Below are 16,054 nucleotides of genomic sequence, written 5' to 3' on the forward strand. Positions count from 1 at the left end.
CGCACCCCGTTTGCAGACACAGGAGCCGCCGATGCATCACCCCCACACAGCTCCCCGCAGCCTTGACCTGCAGGCCACCGCTGCGCGCAGCCCCGTGCGCGAAGTGCGCCATCCCAACAGCGTGACAGCCCCACCTGTGCACCGCGGATCGATGCCTGCGCTGCCGTGGCAGGGTTTCTGGAAAAGCGTGGCACGCGCGCTGACGGGCCGCGCGCCCCGAGTAGAAGGCGCAGAATCCGCCGCCCCGGCCCAGCCCTGGCAGGCCGCCGCCCAGCGCCGCCGCTGGACCTTTGCCCTGCTGGTGCTGTGCAGCACGGTGCTGGCCAGCGTGCTGTTTGCCCAGGTGCAGCCCGCGTATGAAAGTGCGTGGCTGGGCTGGGGGCAAATCGCCCTGTTTGCCCTGCTCTCTGCCTGGGTGGTGTCTGGCTTCATGACCGGGATGATGGGCTTTTGGGTCATGCTGCGCGGCGACAGGCATTCGCTCTCGGCCCGCAGCGTGGCGGGGCACACGCTGTCGCCCGAGGCGCGCACTGCCATCATCATGCCCATCTGCAACGAAGACGTGGCCACCGTGTTTGCCGGGCTGCGCGCCACCTGCGAATCGGTGGCAGCCACCGGCCACGGACAGACGTTTGACGTGTTCGTGCTGTCCGACAGCTACGACAGCGACATTGCCCGCGCAGAACGCGCCGCCTGGGAAGACCTGCGCATGGCACTGGCCGCCAACCCGCAGCAGCCGCAGGTGCAGGTGTACTACCGCCTGCGCAAGCGCCGCACTCACCGCAAGGCCGGCAATGTGGCCGACTTCTGCCGCCGCTGGGGCAAGGATTACAAGTACATGGTGGTGCTGGACGCCGACAGCGTGATGAGCGGCGACTGCATCGTCTCCATGGCCAAGCTCATGGAAGCCAACCCTACGGCAGGCATCATCCAGACGGCTACGCAAGCCATCGGCCACGTCACGCTGCACGCGCGTGCGCAGCAGTTCGCCTCACGCGTCACCGGCCGCCTGTTCACGCTGGGCATGCAGTTCTGGCAACTGGGTGAATCGCACTACTGGGGGCACAACGCCATCATCCGCGTGGAGCCCTTCATGCAGCACTGCGCGCTCGCGCCCATCCCTGGCAAGGGTGGCTTGGCAGGCGGCATCATGAGCCACGACTTCGTGGAAGCCGCACTGATGCGCCGCGCGGGCTACCACGTGTGGCTGGTGGCCGACCTGGTGGGCAGCTACGAGCAGCAACCGCCCGACCTGCTGGCCGAACTGCAGCGCGACCGCCGCTGGTGCCAGGGCAACCTGCAGAATGCGCGCCTGATGGCCGAGCCCGGCATCCACCCCGTGCACCGCTCCATGTTCGTGACGGGTGCCATGGCCTACCTGTCGGCCCCGCTGTGGCTGGCCTTCATGACGCTGGGCACTGCCCTGTGGGTGTCTGGTGCGCCAGTGCTGACCGACTGGCACATCCTGCCCACCGAACTGCTGGCCCTGTGGGCCTGGACGCTGAGCATGCTGTTCCTGCCCCGCGTGCTGGGGGTGCTGGCCGTCTTCATGCGACGTGAGCAGCAGCAGTATGGCGGCGGCTGGAGCCTGCTGAAAAGCGCTCTGCTCGAAAGCATGCTGGCCCTGCTGCAGGCCCCCGTGCGCATGCTGGCCCATTCGCTGTTTGTGCTGGTGGCGCTGACGGGCATTGCGCTGGACTGGAAGTCTCCGCCCCGCGAAGCGCAAGCCGTTCCATGGCGCCACGCCATGGCGCAACTGGCCCCCATGACCGGCGTGATTGCCTTGCTGGCGGCGGGCATTGGCGCCATCGACAGCGGCGCCCTGCTGTGGCTGGCGCCCGTGGGGGTGCCGCTGGCCCTGGCCATTCCCATGGCCGTCATCACCAGCCAGATCGCTCTGGGCCGGTCGATGCGGGCGCAGCGCTTCTTGCTCATTCCCGAAGAGGCGTGGTCGCCCCCCGTGTTGCGCCGGGCCTGGCGCCATGCCCAAAGGCTGGCGCAGCCGGGGCCGACCCTGGCCCCGACAGCGGCCATGGCCTGACAAAGGCCAGAAGCGGGCCCCCTCGCTTACCTTCCCTGGGGGGCTTTTGTGACAAATGCCACACATTCTTGAAGCCGGCGCAAGCGCCGGCTTTTTTGTTTTTCGCTATTTTTTTGATAGCTTCCTGCGCTTTCCCTGCCTGCCTCAGAGGCCGAAAAGGCATGTGGCAAACGTACTGTGACAGGGCCTGGGAGCCTTATGGCCGTCACTTACGATACGGCCCCGACAGCCAGCAGCGCCTGCCACCGGCCACCGCGGCCAGCCCTACAGGGCTCAGCGTGACGCCGGGCCAGATCAACCGAATGCCACCGCACCGGCAACCCTGCAGGCCCGGCCTCCATCCACCATTTTTCGCAAAACCACCACCATGTTCTCCACTGCCACAGCACCTCCCGGCGGGGCCTTCTTTCTGCCGGAGCCTTGTGGGCCGCCGTGCTGGCTGCGGGCTGCGCCACCGCCCCCGAACCTGCGCCAGAGCCCGTGGCACCGCCGCCACCAGTGCCTGTGGCCGAAGCGCCCGCCCCCGCGCCCCCACCCCGGCTGATCTTCGCGGGCTTTGCCCTGCACTCGCAGGCCAAGGCCTTCCGCAACGATGTGCTGGCCGCCGAAAAACTGGCCAGACAGATGGACCCCAACGCCCTCATCCTGAAGCTGGCCAACCCCGCGCGCGACCAGCCCAGTGACTGGCCCCAGGCCACGCTGGAAAACTTTGAACTGGTGATGACCAAGATGGCCGAAGTGGCCCGGCCGCAAGACCGGGTGATGCTGCTGATCTCCACCCACTCCAACCCCGGCACGCTGAACATCAACATCGCAGGAAAAAACGCTGCACCCATCACCGCCCGGGGCTTGAGCGATGCGCTGGCCCCGCTGGCCAAGACGCCCACGCTGGTCGTGCTGTCTGCCTGCTACAGCGGCGCCTTTCTGGAGCCCCTGCGCGCGCCCAACCGCGTGGTGCTGACGGCCACCGACGTGCACAAGGCCTCTTTCAAATGCCAGTACACCGGCGAATACACCTTCTTTGCCGACGCGCTGTTCAACCAGGCAGGCGCCGAGCAGTTATCGATCACGCAGTGGATGGGCGCAGCCCAGAAGTCCATCCAGGCGCAGGAAAAGCGCAAGCGCCTGGCAGCTTCGGCGCCCAAGATGTTTGTGGGGGACGAAGCCAAGGCCTGGGCCAGCCAGCCGCTCAAGAGCTGGCTGCAAGCCCGCTGAGCCGGGGCAAGGTCAGAGAGTTTGAGTCTTCTGACCCTGCCCGGGGGGCGAATCACCCGCCCGTCACGGGCGGGAAAAAAGCCACCTCGGCGCCATCGGCCAGCGCGGCGGCTTCGTCGCTCAGGTTCTGGTTCAGGGCCATGCGCACCGCGCGGCCGCGGGCCAGGCTGCTGGCGTGGGCGCCGCCCCGGGCGATGAGTTCATCGCGCAGCGCGCCCAGGGTGGCAGCTGTGGTATCCACCGACTCACTGCCGTGGCCGATGGCCTCGCGGATGGAGGCGAAGTAGCGGACGGTGATCTTCATTGCAGCAGCTCCGAAAAAGCGAGGTATTGCACGGTGTCGCCCGCCGCGATGGTCTGGCCTGCGGGATTGTCCACCAGGCCATCGCCCCAGGCCGCCGAGGTGAGCACGCCCGAGCTTTGGTTGTGGAACAGCTCCAGCCCGCCATCGGGGTGCTGGCGCACCCGTAGAAATTCACGGCGTTTATCGGCCTTGGGCCAATCAAATCGGGCGGTGGCAGCTATTTTTTTAGGAGCAATATCGCGCACGCCTTGCTGGCGCAGCACGAAGGGCCGCACCAGCACGGCAAAGGTCACGAAGCTGGACACCGGGTTGCCCGGCAGCCCCATGAAATGCGCCTTGCCCACAGTGCCGTAAGCGAAGGGTTTACCGGGCTTCATGGCGATTTGCCACAAGTCCAGGCGGCCCAGCGATTCCACGGCGGGCTTGATGTGGTCTTCCTCGCCCACGCTCACGCCGCCGCTGGTCAGGATCAGGTCGTGGTCGCAACTTGCCTGGCGCAGGGCTTCGATGGTGGCCTCGCGCCGGTCGGGCACGATGCCGAAGTCCGTCACTTCGCAACCCAGGCGCAGCAGCATGGCGCGCAAGAAGAAGCGGTTGCTGTTGTAGATGGCGCCGGGGCGCATTTGCTCGGGCGGCACTTCACCGGGCATGACGAGTTCATCGCCGGTGGAGAACAAGGCCACGCGCGGGCGGCGCGCCACCTGCAGCTGGTGCATGCCAATGCTGGCGGCCAGGCCCAGTTCGGCGGGCGACAGGCGCGTGCCGGCCTGCAGCACCACCGCGCCCTGGGTGATGTCTTCGCCCGCGCGGCGAATCCACTGCCCGGCGGCCGGCACGGCATTGATGCGCACCTGGCCCAGGCCTTCAGCGGCAGCCAGGGCTTCGCAGTCTTCCTGCATCAGGATGGCGTCGGCCCCCTCGGGCACCGGCGCGCCGGTGAAGATGCGGGCGGCCGTGCCAGCAGCCAGCGGCTCGCCAGCGCTGCCCGCAGCAATGCGTTGCGACACGGGCAGCACCACGCCAACAGCGACCACATCGGCAAGGCGCACGGCGTAGCCGTCCATCGAGCTGTTGTCTTGCGGCGGCACGTGCAGGGCCGACACGCAGTCTTGCGCCAGCACACGCCCGTCGGCGTTGAAGGTGTCTACAGTCTCCACCCCCGGCAGCGGCTGCGCGTGGGCCAGCAGGTCAGCCAGCGCATCATCCAGGGGCTTGAGGGGCGAGCGGGGTTTCTGGGGGGCGTTCATCGCAGGGCTTCTCCGTGCATTTCCCAGTCGTATTCAAAGCGGTCGGCGTTCTGCAGCATCCAGTCCACCACTTCAGCGGGAGCGTTCAAATCGAGCACCGGCCGCAAGGTGGGCTCGGGCAATTGGTCAGGAGCGTCGGTGGCAATGGCCACGACAAAGCCGTCTTCCGGGTAGCGAACGGGCCGCTCAGATTTGCCGGGCTCTGGCGCGCGCCAGACTTCGATCTTGAGCAGGTCGCTTTCCTTGAAGCCTTCCACCAGCACCCAGTCCACCCCCTGGTACAACTCTGCCAGCAGGTGGTGCACGCTGAGCACGGCGGGCTGTTCAAACTCGCGCACCAGCATCAGGCGCTTGTCTGACGCGGCCACCACCTCAAACGCACCGGCCTCACGGTGGCGGTAGGTGTCCTTGCCGGGGTGGTCCATATCGAAGCTGTGGTGGGCATGCTTGACCACCGACACCCGCAGGCCGCGCAGGCGCAGCTCGGGAATCAATTGCTCTACCAACGTGGTTTTGCCACTGCCGGAGAACCCGGCAAAGCCTACAACCTTCATCCCATGCTCCTTGGTGGGTACCTGTCCGTACGGGCAACCAGTGGCACCGCAACGCAAACAGACACCGCTATGCTATTTATAGCTGCTAGCGCTTATCCAGTAAGCGCCAGGGGCATTTTTGATTCATATCCCAACCCCACACGCCTGCAACCCTGCTGGGGCTGAAGGCGGGGGCACTCTGAAAAACCGCCTTCAGCCCAACACGGCCGGGGCGCAGTGTCGCTCGATGTAGGCCTTGATCAGGGTGACATCAGCAGGCATCACCTGCACGCGCTTGGGCAGGGCTTCAATGCCTTCAAACTTCGCGGGCCGCTCGGGCGAATGACCCAGGGCTTCCTCGATGGTGGCCGCGAACTTGATGGGCAGCGCCGTCTCCAGCACGATCATCGGCACGCTCGCGTCGCTGTGGTGTTCCAGCGCCACCTTCACGCCGTCGGCGGTGTGGGTGTCGATGGTGACGCCGTGGCGCTGGTAGTTGTCCTTGATGGTGGCGAGGCGATCCGCGTGGGTGCTCTTGCCGCTTTCAAAGCCGTATTTGGCGGCGGCGTCGGCAAAGCGGGGGTCCTGGCTCAGGTCGAACTGGCCCGATTGCGACAGCGCATCGCCAAACAGCGCTTTGGTCTTGGCACCGTCGCGGCCGAGCAGGTCGAACACAAAGCGCTCGAAGTTGCTGGCCTTGCTGATGTCCATGGACGGGCTGGAGGTTTCGTGCGTGTCCGCACTGCCGCGCACGCGATACACGCCGGTGCGGAAGAACTCGTCGAGCACGTCGTTCTCGTTCGTAGCCACCACCAGCTTGGCAATGGGCAAGCCCATCATGCGCGCCACATGGCCTGCGCAGACGTTGCCAAAGTTGCCCGAGGGCACGGTGAAGCTGACCTTCTGGTCGTTGGTCTCGGTGGCCTGGATGTAACCCGCAAAGTAGTACACCACCTGCGCCAAGAGGCGCGCCCAGTTGATGGAGTTGACAGTGCCGATCTTGTACTTGCGCTTGAACTCCAGGTCGTTGCTCACCGCCTTGACGATGTCCTGGCAGTCATCGAACACCCCTTCGATGGCGATGTTGTGGATGTTCTCGTCCTGCAGGCTGAACATCTGTGCCTGCTGGAAGGGGCTCATGCGGCCGTGCGGGCTGGTCATGAACACGCGGATGCCCTTCTTGCCGCGCATGGCGTATTCGGCCGCGCTGCCGGTGTCGCCGCTGGTGGCGCCCAGAATGTTCAATTCGGCACCACGGCGGCCCAGTTCGTATTCGAACAGGTTGCCCAAGAGCTGCATGGCCATGTCCTTGAAGGCCAGCGTGGGGCCGTTGGACAGGGCTTCGAGCCACAGGCTGTTTTCGAGGTGGCGCAGGGGCACGATCTCGCCCGTGCCGAATACTTCAGCGGTGTACGTCTTGGCGCACAGGGCCTTCAGATCTGCAGCCGGGATGTCGTCGATGTACAGCGACAGGATCTGGAAGGCCAGTTCGGCGTAGCCTTGCTCGTGGTAAGCCTTGCGCAGGCGCGTGAGCATGGCGTCGTCCACCTGCGGGTAGTGCTCTGGCAGGTACAGGCCACCATCGGGTGCCAGGCCTTCGAGCAGGATGTCGCAGAACTGTTTGCGGTCTGCGTGGCCGCGCGTACTGAGGTATTTCATGAGAGGGTCCCGTGAGGGTTCAAAAACTGATGCCGTAGGCGCGGATGTCGATGAGCATGCGCGCCATGATGATGAGACCGAAGCCCCCGATGAGGATGAGCCAATGCCACACGCGGTCCAGACGGTTGTCGGTGCGGTCCAGCAACACAAAGTACACCCAGGCCTGCACAAAGCTCAGCAGGCCATGCCCCACCGCGTGGTGCCGGGGCATGGCACCCATGAGCGCCGCACCCACCAGCACGCCGAACCAGAAGGCCAGATGCCAGCGCGGCATGTCCACGTTGGACAGCTTGAGCAAAGCGACCAAGGTGAGAACTGCAACCAGGGTGGGCATGGCGGGTGCGCATGGAGATTGCCGTCAATGCCCGCGGGTCAGCCGCTGTGCGCGGCCTTGCCACGGGGTGGAATCAGTTCAGCTCTTCCTTACGGATGCGGGTGATGGAGGCCAGCACGGTGGGCAGCGCCTGCATCTGGGCGATGACGGCATCCATGGTGCCTTCGCGGGTGTCGTGCGTGAGGATGATCAAGTCCGTCTGGGTGGAGCCTTCGCCGCCCACTTCGTCCGCCTCGCGCTGCAGCACGGCGTCGATACTGACACCGGCTTCAGCCAGCAGACCAGTGACCTTGGCCAGCACGCCAGCCTGATCGGCCACGCGCAGGCGCAGGTAGTAGCTGGTCACCACTTCACTCATGGGCAGCACGGGCAGGGCGCCCATGGCATCGGTCAGCGTGTGGGGCTGGAAGGCCAGGTGCGGCACGCGGTGCTCGGGGTCGGCGGTGTGCAGGCGGGCAATGTCCACCAGGTCGGCGATCACGGCACTGGCGGTGGGCTCAGAGCCCGCACCCTTGCCGTAGTACAGCGTGGTGCCCACGGCATCGCCCTGCACCACCACGGCGTTCATCGCGCCTTCCACATTGGCAATCAGGCGCTTGGAAGGCACCAGGCTGGGGTGCACGCGCAGCTCGATGCCCTTCTCGGCGCGCTTGGTGATGCCCAGCAGCTTGATGCGGTAACCCAGTTGCTCGGCGTACTTGATGTCGGCCGCACCGAGTTTGGTGATGCCTTCCACGTAGGCCTTGTCGAACTGCACCGGAATGCCGAAAGCGATGGCCGACATGATGGTGGCCTTGTGCGCGGCGTCCACGCCTTCGATGTCGAAGGTCGGGTCGGCCTCGGCGTAGCCCAGGCGCTGGGCTTCCTTGAGCACCACGTCAAAGTCCAGGCCCTTGTCGCGCATCTCGGACAGGATGAAGTTGGTGGTGCCGTTGATGATGCCGGCAATCCACTGGATGCGGTTGGCCGTAAGACCTTCGCGCAGCGCCTTGATGATGGGAATGCCACCAGCCACGGCAGCTTCAAACGCCACCATCACGCCCTTGGCAGATGCCGCAGCAAAAATCTCAGTGCCGTGCACGGCCAGCAAGGCCTTGTTGGCAGTGACCACATGCTTGCCGGCGGCGATTGCCTCCAGCACCAGCGCCTTGGCCACGCCATAGCCGCCGATCAGCTCGATCACGATGTCGATGTCAGGATTAGCAATGACAGCACGGGCGTCGTTGACCACCTGAACCTTCGAACCCACCACGCTCTTGGCGCGCTCCACATCCAGATCGGCCACCATGGCAATCTCAATGCCCCGGCCAGCGCGGCGGCTGATTTCGTCCTGGTTGCGTTGCAATACGTTGAACACGCCGCTGCCGACGGTGCCGATGCCCAGCAGGCCTACTTGGATGGGTTTCATGGTCATAACTCTTTTGCTCTTAATCGGTAATTCACTCGGCGCTCTTCATCAGCGCCATGGGCAGGCGTTCCAGCGGGCCCGTCTGCCCGTCTGCGGCCCGTTCACATTACGCAGCGGCCAATTGGCTGCGCTTGCGGTACTGTTCCAGGAACTTGGCCACGCGGCCAATGGCCTCACGCAGATCGTCCTCATGGGGCAGAAACACGATGCGGAAGTGGTCTGGCGCGCCCCAGTTGAAGCCGGTGCCCTGCACCAGCATGACCTTGGTCTCCTGCAACAGCTCCAGGAAAAACTGCTGGTCGTCCTTGATCGGATACACCGCAGGATCGAGGCGGGGGAACATGTACAGCGCGGCGCGCGGCTTCACGCAGGTAACGCCCGGGATGGCAGTGATCAGCTCATACGCCAGATCGCGCTGCTTGCGCAGGCGACCGCCTTCGCACACCAGGTCGTTGATGCTTTGGTAACCGCCCAGCGCGGTCTGGATGGCCCACTGCCCCGGCACGTTGGCGCACAGGCGCATGTTCGACAGCATGTTCAAACCGTCGATGTAGTCCTTGGCAGGTTTCTTGTCGCCGGAGACGACCAGCCAGCCAGCGCGGTAGCCGCACGAGCGGTAGCTTTTCGACAGCGAGTTGAAGGTGAGCGTGAGCACGTCTTCACTGAGCGAGCCCAGCGCGGTGTGCTTGGCACCGTCGTACAGCACCTTGTCGTACACCTCGTCCGCAAACACCACCAGGCCATGCTCACGTGCGATGGCCAGAATGCCTCGCAGCAGTTCTTCTGAGTACAAAGCACCGGTGGGGTTGTTGGGGTTGATGACCACAATGCCCTTGGTGCGGGGCGTCACCTTGGCGCGGATGTCGTCCAGATCCGGCATCCAGCCATTGGCTTCATCGCACAAGTAGTGCACCGGGGTGCCCCCCGACAGGCTGGCGGCGGCCGTCCACAGCGGATAGTCGGGCGAAGGCAGGAGCAATTCGTCGCCGTTGTCCAGCAAGGCGTTGGTGGCCATCACGATCAGTTCGCTGGCCCCATTGCCCAGGTAGATGTCATCCAGCGTGACGCCCTTGATGCCCTGCTTCTGGGTTTCATGCATCACGGCTTTGCGCGCGGCAAAAATCCCCTTGCTGTCCGAATAGCCCGCCGAGTTGGGCAGGTTACGAATCATGTCCTGCTGGATTTCCTCGGGGGCATCAAAACCAAAGACCGCCAGATTGCCAATATTGAGCTTGATGATCTTGTGACCGTCTTCCTCCATCTGCTTGGCCGCGTCCATGATGGGACCCCGGATGTCGTAACAAACATTGGCAAGCTTGGCGGATTTGTGAACGGTTTTCATGGCGGGCGGGAATGACGGGGACAAAGGCCAACCCAGGCACGGCGTGCCTTGGCGAAACCTATAATTTGACCACAGTTCAGAACCTACCCACTCCCCGGGTGTCCCGCCAGCCAAGGCACACGACGCACCTCGCACTCAGGCACACCATGAAATTCCAGCCCGACCGTTCCGACGCCCAAACCATCCACGGATATGGCCCCGACTGGATTGGCGTGGATGGCGAAAAGCACACCCAGAGCTTGATCGTGGGCTCGAGCGGGCTCCTGCAGCCGTGGAACTGCTCGCGCTTTGAAGAGTTGACACCCGCTCACTTCGAACACTTGGCCACACTCGACACCGAACTGATCATCTTCGGAAGTGGCAACCGCAACCGCTTTCCCAACCCCGCATGGCTGCAGCCTCTGATGGCGAGAAGGCTGGGGTTGGAGACGATGGATACCGCAGCCGCCTGCCGAACCTACAACATCCTGGCTGGCGAGGGCCGCAATGTAGTGGCGGCACTTATTCTTGAAACCGGCGCCTGAGCGCTGGGCGCGCAGCCCAAAAACACCGCCGCATGCCCTTTCGCCAGCGGACATGCATATGCAGGCATGTACATACATACAGGCCCTGCATTTGGTCTTGTAGCATTTTCAGAGTAAAATCGCGGGTTGCGGTCGGGGGCACCACCAAAAACAATAACACACCTGCTCCCCCGGCTTATCAACGACTACATCCTGAGAGATTGAAGTGATATGGCGATCGTTGTCAACAAACCCCTCCCTGAATTTGAAGCCAACGCGACCGGCGGGATCAAAGTCTCCAACACGTCTCACACGGGCCAGATTCTGATTCTGTACTTCTATCCCAAGGACAACACGCCCGGCTGCACCACTGAAGCCATGCAGTTCCGCGACAAGTACAAAGATTTTGCCAAGGCTGGCGCCGCAGTGTTTGGCGTTTCTCGCGACAACATGAAGTCCCACGACGACTTCAAGGAAAAGCTGGAACTGCCCTTCGAACTGATCGCAGACACCGAAGAAAAAATGTGCCACATGTTCGGCGTGGTCAAGAACAAGATCATGTATGGCAAGAAGGTCAAGGGCATTGAGCGCAGCACCTTCCTCATCGGCCCTGATGGCCTGCTGCTGCAAGAGTGGCGCGGCCTGAAAGTGCCTGGGCATGTGGACGAAGTGCTCAAGGCCGTGAAATCCATCAAGGCCCTCAAAAAAGCCGCCTGATCGGCACTTGTATTGGCAACACCCTACGGAGTGCTGGCGCGCACAGCGCTCCGTCACACGAGATGGGCATAATGGGTTGATGCCTTTGCACCTTGCAACGACCCATTCCCTCTTTAAAAGCCGCCTTGGCCTCCAGGCGGCTTTTTGCTTTCTGAACACTTTTGCTTGAGGCCTTCGCACACCATGCCATTGCCACCCGCCCCTGGCCGCCGCGCCGCCCGTCTCTCGCCCGAAGCCTATGAAAACAAGGTAAACCCGGCCCGAGCAAGCTCTCGCACAGTCGCTGCAGAGCCTGAAGAAGTCAATGAGACCATTGCACCGGAGGCGCCCACTGCTGCTGCACCGGTGCGCCGACGCACGCGCAACACTGCGGAGGCTGCCACCAAGGCCGCAGCCCCTGCCGTGGCGACGCCCAAATCTACGACTTCTACGCGCCAGGCTGCTGCGAAGAAAACCATCAGCAATACCCCAGTGACCGCAAGCAACGGCAGCCAGGGCAAGAGCCTGCCACGCAGCAAAAAAACGCAAGGCCCAGCCAAGCTGTTTGTGCTCGACACCAACGTCCTTCTGCACGATCCCACCAGCCTGTTCCGCTTTGAAGAGCACGACATCTTCTTGCCGATGATCGTGCTGGAAGAGCTGGATGCCCACAAGAAGGGCATGACCGAAGTGGCGCGCAACGGCCGCCAAACCAGCCGGACACTGGATGCGCTCGCAGGAGCCGAGGGCGCAGACATCGGGCGCGGGCTCAAGCTGGATTCCACAGGGCAGCGTGCTGCCGGTGGATGCCTGTACTTCCAGACCGCACCGCTGGACTACAGCCTGCCCACCAGCCTCCCAGCCGGCAAGGCCGACAACCAGATTCTGGGCGTTGTGGCGGCCTTGTCCAAGGAGTACGCACCGCGCGAAGTGGTGCTGGTTTCCAAAGACATCAACATGCGCGTTAAGGCGCGTGCGTTGGGGCTGAACGCTGAGGACTACCAGAACGACAAGACCCTGGACGATGGCGACCTGCTGTATGCGGGCGTGCTCGCACTGCCGCAGGACTTCTGGTCCAAGAGCGGCAAGAACGTCGAAAGCTGGCAAAGCGGTGCACACACGTACTACCGCATCGGTGGCCCGATCGTGCCGCAACTGATGATCAATCAGTTTGTGTACTTTGAAGCACCCGGCGCGCCCAGCCTGTTCGCCCGGGTGAGCGAGATCCGCGAAAAGACCGCTGTACTACAGACCCTCAAAGACTTCGGCTCAGCCAAGAATGCCGTGTGGGGCGTGACCACCCGCAACCGCGAGCAGAACTTTGCGATGAACCTGCTCATGGATCCTGAGATCGACTTCGTGACGCTGACCGGCACGGCCGGCACCGGCAAAACCCTGCTGGCCCTGGCCGCAGGCCTGACCCAGGTGCTGGACGACCGCCGCTACACCGAGATCATCATGACCCGCGCCACCGTAAGCGTGGGAGAGGATATCGGCTTCTTGCCAGGCACCGAAGAAGAAAAGATGGGTCCCTGGATGGGCGCTCTGGACGACAACCTGGAGTTCCTGGCCAAGGGAGACGGCGGCAATGCAGGCGAATGGGGCCGCGCCGCCACCAACGAACTGATCCGCAGCCGCATCAAGATCAAGAGCATGAACTTCATGCGCGGGCGCACGTTCCTGAACAAGTACGTGATCATCGATGAGGCACAGAACCTGACGCCCAAGCAGATGAAGACGCTCATCACCCGCGCAGGCCCTGGCACCAAGATCATCTGCATGGGCAACCTGGCGCAAATCGATACCCCGTACCTTACCGAAGGCTCGTCCGGCCTGACCTATGCGGTGGACCGCTTCAAAGGCTGGCCTCACAGCGGGCATATCACGCTCGCACGCGGCGAACGTTCGCGCTTGGCAGACTTCGCCAGCGAGGTGCTTTGACCATGGTCGGCTGGGTGACTGCACTCAAACTGGTGCCCTGGGGCGATGTCATTGAGGCCACACCCCAGATCCTGCAAGCCGCCAAAAAGCTGCTGGGCGCCACCCGCAAGGGCAAAGCAGAGGCCACAGCAGCGGGCTCTATCGCAGACGCCGGGACGGAAGCCACCTTGCCCACCGATGTGCAGCTGCAGCATTTGCGTGAACGCGTGCTGCAGCTGGAGCAGGAACAACTGGACGGGGCTGCGCTGATCCAGTCCCTCGCTCAGCAAAATGCCCAGGTGATCCAGGCGGTGGAAGACTTGCGCCAGCACAACCGCCGCTTGACCTGGGCCCTTACCATCGTGGCATGCGCCTGTGCGGGGCTACTGGTGTGGGCGCTCAAGCAGTAGAGGCGAACGGGCTACGCCCCCAACCTCGATTCCGCTAGCTATAATTTTTATAGCTACTAGCGCTTATTCAACAGCCGCGAGCGGCGATTTTTATCAATAGTCGTCACCCGAACCCATGGCCAGATTCTCGAAGCGGGTCTGGTTCTTCTGGAAGAACAGTTTCACGGTGCCGGTAGGGCCGTTACGCTGCTTGCCGATGATGACCTCGGCCACGTTCGGCTCCTTGCTGTCCTTGTTGTAGTAGTCGTCGCGGTAGATGAACATGATGATGTCCGCATCCTGCTCGATGGCGCCCGATTCACGCAGGTCGGACATCATTGGACGCTTGTCGGTGCGCTGTTCCACTGAACGGTTCAGCTGCGAGAGTGCAATCACCGGGCATTGCAGTTCCTTGGCCAGCATCTTCAAACCCCGGGATATTTCCCCCAGTTCGGTCGCACGGTTGTCAGCGCTGCCCGCGCCCGAGCCGCTCATGAGCTGCAGGTAGTCCACCACGATGAGCCCGAGCTTGCCGCACTGGCGTGCCAAGCGCCGGGCGTTGGCGCGCAACTCGCCCGGGGTGAGGCCAGGGGTTTCGTCAATGTGCAGCGACACCGTGCGCAGCTTTTCAATCGCCTCGGTCAGGCGCGGCCACTCGTCGTCCGTGAGCTTGCCGGTTCGCAAGTTGCCCTGGTTCACACGTCCAATCGAACCCACGATACGCACGGCCAGCTGAGCAGCGCCCATTTCCATGGAGAAGATGGCGACAGGCAGGCCTTCGTTAAGTGCCACATGCTCGGCAATGTTCACCGCAAACGAGGTCTTCCCCATCGAAGGACGAGCTGCCAGCACGATCATGTCGCCCGCCTGCAGCCCCGAAGTCATCCGGTCCAGATCAGCAAAGCCTGTGGGCACCCCCGTCACGTCCGCCGGGTTGTCAGCCATCTCCTGCACTTTGTCGAGCAGGTCAATCACCAGCGTATCGAGCGACTGAAACCCCTGCTTGTTGCGCGAGCCTTCCTCGCCAATGGCGAAGATCTTGGCTTCCGCTTCATCCAGGATGCGCTCGACGGTCTTGCCCTGCGGATCAAACGCGTTCGTGGAAATCTCATCGCTGGCGGTGACCAGCTTGCGCAGGATGGATCGCTCCCGCACGATTTCGGCATAGCGACGGATGTTGCTGGCACTGGGGACGTACTGCGCCAGATTATTCAGGTACGCCAGCCCTCCCACCTCTTCCGCCTTGCCCAGGCTGCGCAGGTGTTCGAACACCGTGATCACATCGGCGGGCTTGCTGGCATTCACCAGGCTCGCAATCGCGGTGAAGATCAGTTGATGTTCATGGCGATAGAAGTTGCTTTCGGTCAGCAAATCTCCCACGCGGTCCCAGGCATTGTTGTCGAGCAGCAACCCACCCAGCACACTGGACTCAGCTTCCACCGAATGGGGCGGAATGCGCAAACGAGCCACCTCACTGTCCTGAACATTGGGTACAGCAAAGCCTTGGTCATCTAGGGGAGGAAAGACTGCGGACATAGGAAATTCTCCGAACGATGTCTGGATGCTATTCCTCTCACAGGCACATTACCTGCGGGGATAAGCCTGTGGGCAATCTGTGGACTGCAGGTGGGCAATCCTGTACAAATCAGGCCGACCCAATGACAAAAGCCGCCCGAGGGCGGCTTTGCTTGGATTGCCTGAAGAAGATCAGGCAGTTTCGCCGTAGACCGAAACCGTCACTTCCACCACCACGTCGGTGTGCAGAGCAACGCTCACAGTGCTTTCGCTCACGACCTTGATAGGGCCGTTGGGCAGGCGGATCTGAGACTTGGCAACCTTGTAGCCTTGCTTGTTCAGCTCTTCAGCGATGTCATGGTTGGTCACAGAACCAAACAGACGGCCGTCCACACCAGCTTTTTGTGTCAGCTTGATGGTGGTGCCAGCCAGCTTTTCGCCTTGGGCTTGGGCTTCTGCCAGCTTGGCGGCAGCAGCTTTTTCGAGTTCAGCGCGCTTGGCTTCGAACTCCGCCTTGGCAGCTTCGGTGGCGCGACGAGCACGGCCCGAAGGAATCAGGAAGTTACGGGCGTAGCCGTCTTTCACCTTGACGATTTCGCCGAGGTTGCCGAGGTTCACAACCTTGTCGAGCAGAATGATTTGCATGGGTTGTGCTCCTTAGATCTTGTGCTGGTCGCTGTAAGGCACCAGGGCCAGGAAGCGGGCGCGCTTGATGGCGGTGTTCAGCTGACGCTGGTAGATGGCTCGCGTGCCGGTCAGGCGTGCGGGGATGATCTTGCCGTTTTCGGCGATGAAATCACGCAGAGTGTCGACATCCTTGTAGTCGATTTCTTCCACGCCGGTCACTGTAAAGCGGCAGAAACGCTTGCGCTTGAACAGCAGGGACTGGGTGTTGCGCTTTGGGCGCTTGTCTTTGTTGAACTTCTTGAACGTGGCCATTGCGGACCC

At 62.9% G+C, this 16,054-nt stretch carries 16 protein-coding genes; 6 read left to right on the forward strand and 10 right to left on the reverse strand.

Annotated features, from left to right (window positions below):
- The first annotated feature begins 31 nt into the window (after window positions 1–31).
- Window positions 32–2,041, forward strand: a complete 2,010-nt coding sequence (mdoH, locus tag PQV96_RS15625; protein WP_242638060.1) for a glucans biosynthesis glucosyltransferase MdoH — start codon at window positions 32–34, stop codon at window positions 2,039–2,041.
- Window positions 2,042–2,461: 420 nt separating this feature from the next.
- Window positions 2,462–3,256 (forward strand): C13 family peptidase, encoded by a 795-nt coding sequence (locus tag PQV96_RS15630; protein ID WP_273623495.1) that lies wholly within the window; start codon window positions 2,462–2,464, stop codon window positions 3,254–3,256.
- A 52-nt stretch (window positions 3,257–3,308) separates the two neighbouring features.
- Here PQV96_RS15630 and moaD read toward each other — a convergent pair whose 3' ends face one another.
- The 7 genes from moaD to PQV96_RS15665 form a co-directional block, all read right to left on the reverse strand.
- Window positions 3,309–3,560 carry a molybdopterin converting factor subunit 1 gene (moaD, locus tag PQV96_RS15635; protein ID WP_044397965.1) on the reverse strand — a complete coding sequence of 84 codons (252 nt, stop codon included), beginning with the start codon at window positions 3,558–3,560 and terminating at the stop codon, window positions 3,309–3,311.
- Window positions 3,557–4,807 (reverse strand): molybdopterin molybdotransferase MoeA, encoded by a 1,251-nt coding sequence (locus tag PQV96_RS15640; RefSeq protein WP_273623496.1) that lies wholly within the window; start codon window positions 4,805–4,807, stop codon window positions 3,557–3,559. Before PQV96_RS15640 ends, moaD begins: the two co-directional genes overlap by 4 nt.
- Window positions 4,804–5,361 (reverse strand): molybdopterin-guanine dinucleotide biosynthesis protein B, encoded by a 558-nt coding sequence (mobB, locus tag PQV96_RS15645; protein WP_273623497.1) that lies wholly within the window; start codon window positions 5,359–5,361, stop codon window positions 4,804–4,806. Before mobB ends, PQV96_RS15640 begins: the two co-directional genes overlap by 4 nt.
- A 192-nt stretch (window positions 5,362–5,553) precedes the next feature.
- Complete coding sequence (gene thrC, locus PQV96_RS15650) at window positions 5,554–6,999, reverse strand: threonine synthase (RefSeq protein ID WP_044397961.1); 1,446 nt, start codon at window positions 6,997–6,999, stop codon at window positions 5,554–5,556.
- A gap of 19 nt (window positions 7,000–7,018) precedes the next feature.
- A complete protein-coding gene (locus PQV96_RS15655; RefSeq protein ID WP_273623498.1) occupies window positions 7,019–7,333 on the reverse strand; it encodes a response regulator in 315 nt (104 codons plus the stop codon).
- Between the two features lie 73 nt (window positions 7,334–7,406).
- Window positions 7,407–8,741, reverse strand: coding sequence for a homoserine dehydrogenase (locus PQV96_RS15660; protein WP_273623499.1), 1,335 nt, complete (start codon window positions 8,739–8,741; stop codon window positions 7,407–7,409).
- Window positions 8,742–8,847: 106 nt separating this feature from the next.
- Entirely contained in the window at window positions 8,848–10,083 is a 1,236-nt protein-coding gene (locus PQV96_RS15665) for a pyridoxal phosphate-dependent aminotransferase (RefSeq protein ID WP_044397957.1), read from the reverse strand.
- Window positions 10,084–10,229: 146 nt separating this feature from the next.
- On the opposite strand from PQV96_RS15665, the gene PQV96_RS15670 reads away from it, so the two are divergent.
- From PQV96_RS15670 to PQV96_RS15685, 4 genes are all read left to right on the forward strand, one after another.
- Entirely contained in the window at window positions 10,230–10,607 is a 378-nt protein-coding gene (locus PQV96_RS15670; RefSeq protein WP_066691971.1) for an Mth938-like domain-containing protein, read from the forward strand.
- Window positions 10,608–10,817: 210 nt separating this feature from the next.
- On the forward strand, window positions 10,818–11,303 hold the full coding sequence (locus PQV96_RS15675; RefSeq protein WP_044397955.1) for a peroxiredoxin: 486 nt from the start codon (window positions 10,818–10,820) through the stop codon (window positions 11,301–11,303).
- Window positions 11,304–11,486: 183 nt separating this feature from the next.
- Entirely contained in the window at window positions 11,487–13,223 is a 1,737-nt protein-coding gene (locus tag PQV96_RS15680; RefSeq protein WP_273623501.1) for a PhoH family protein, read from the forward strand.
- 14 nt (window positions 13,224–13,237) lie between these two features.
- On the forward strand, window positions 13,238–13,612 hold the full coding sequence (locus PQV96_RS15685; protein WP_337930736.1) for a hypothetical protein: 375 nt from the start codon (window positions 13,238–13,240) through the stop codon (window positions 13,610–13,612).
- Window positions 13,613–13,705: 93 nt separating this feature from the next.
- On the opposite strand, the gene dnaB is transcribed toward PQV96_RS15685, so the two are convergent.
- The 3 genes from dnaB to rpsR all read right to left on the reverse strand — a co-directional run bounded on the left by dnaB (window position 13,706) and on the right by rpsR (window position 16,045).
- Window positions 13,706–15,127 carry a replicative DNA helicase gene (gene dnaB, locus PQV96_RS15690; RefSeq protein ID WP_198846690.1) on the reverse strand — a complete coding sequence of 474 codons (1,422 nt, stop codon included), beginning with the start codon at window positions 15,125–15,127 and terminating at the stop codon, window positions 13,706–13,708.
- Between the two features lie 171 nt (window positions 15,128–15,298).
- Complete coding sequence (rplI, locus tag PQV96_RS15695; RefSeq protein WP_198846689.1) at window positions 15,299–15,751, reverse strand: 50S ribosomal protein L9; 453 nt, start codon at window positions 15,749–15,751, stop codon at window positions 15,299–15,301.
- Between the two features lie 12 nt (window positions 15,752–15,763).
- A complete protein-coding gene (rpsR, locus tag PQV96_RS15700; RefSeq protein ID WP_044397946.1) occupies window positions 15,764–16,045 on the reverse strand; it encodes a 30S ribosomal protein S18 in 282 nt (93 codons plus the stop codon).
- Window positions 16,046–16,054: the final 9 nt, after the last annotated feature.

Source organism: Acidovorax temperans, from assembly GCF_028596105.1.
In the GTDB taxonomy this organism is placed as follows: domain Bacteria; phylum Pseudomonadota; class Gammaproteobacteria; order Burkholderiales; family Burkholderiaceae_C; genus Acidovorax; species Acidovorax temperans.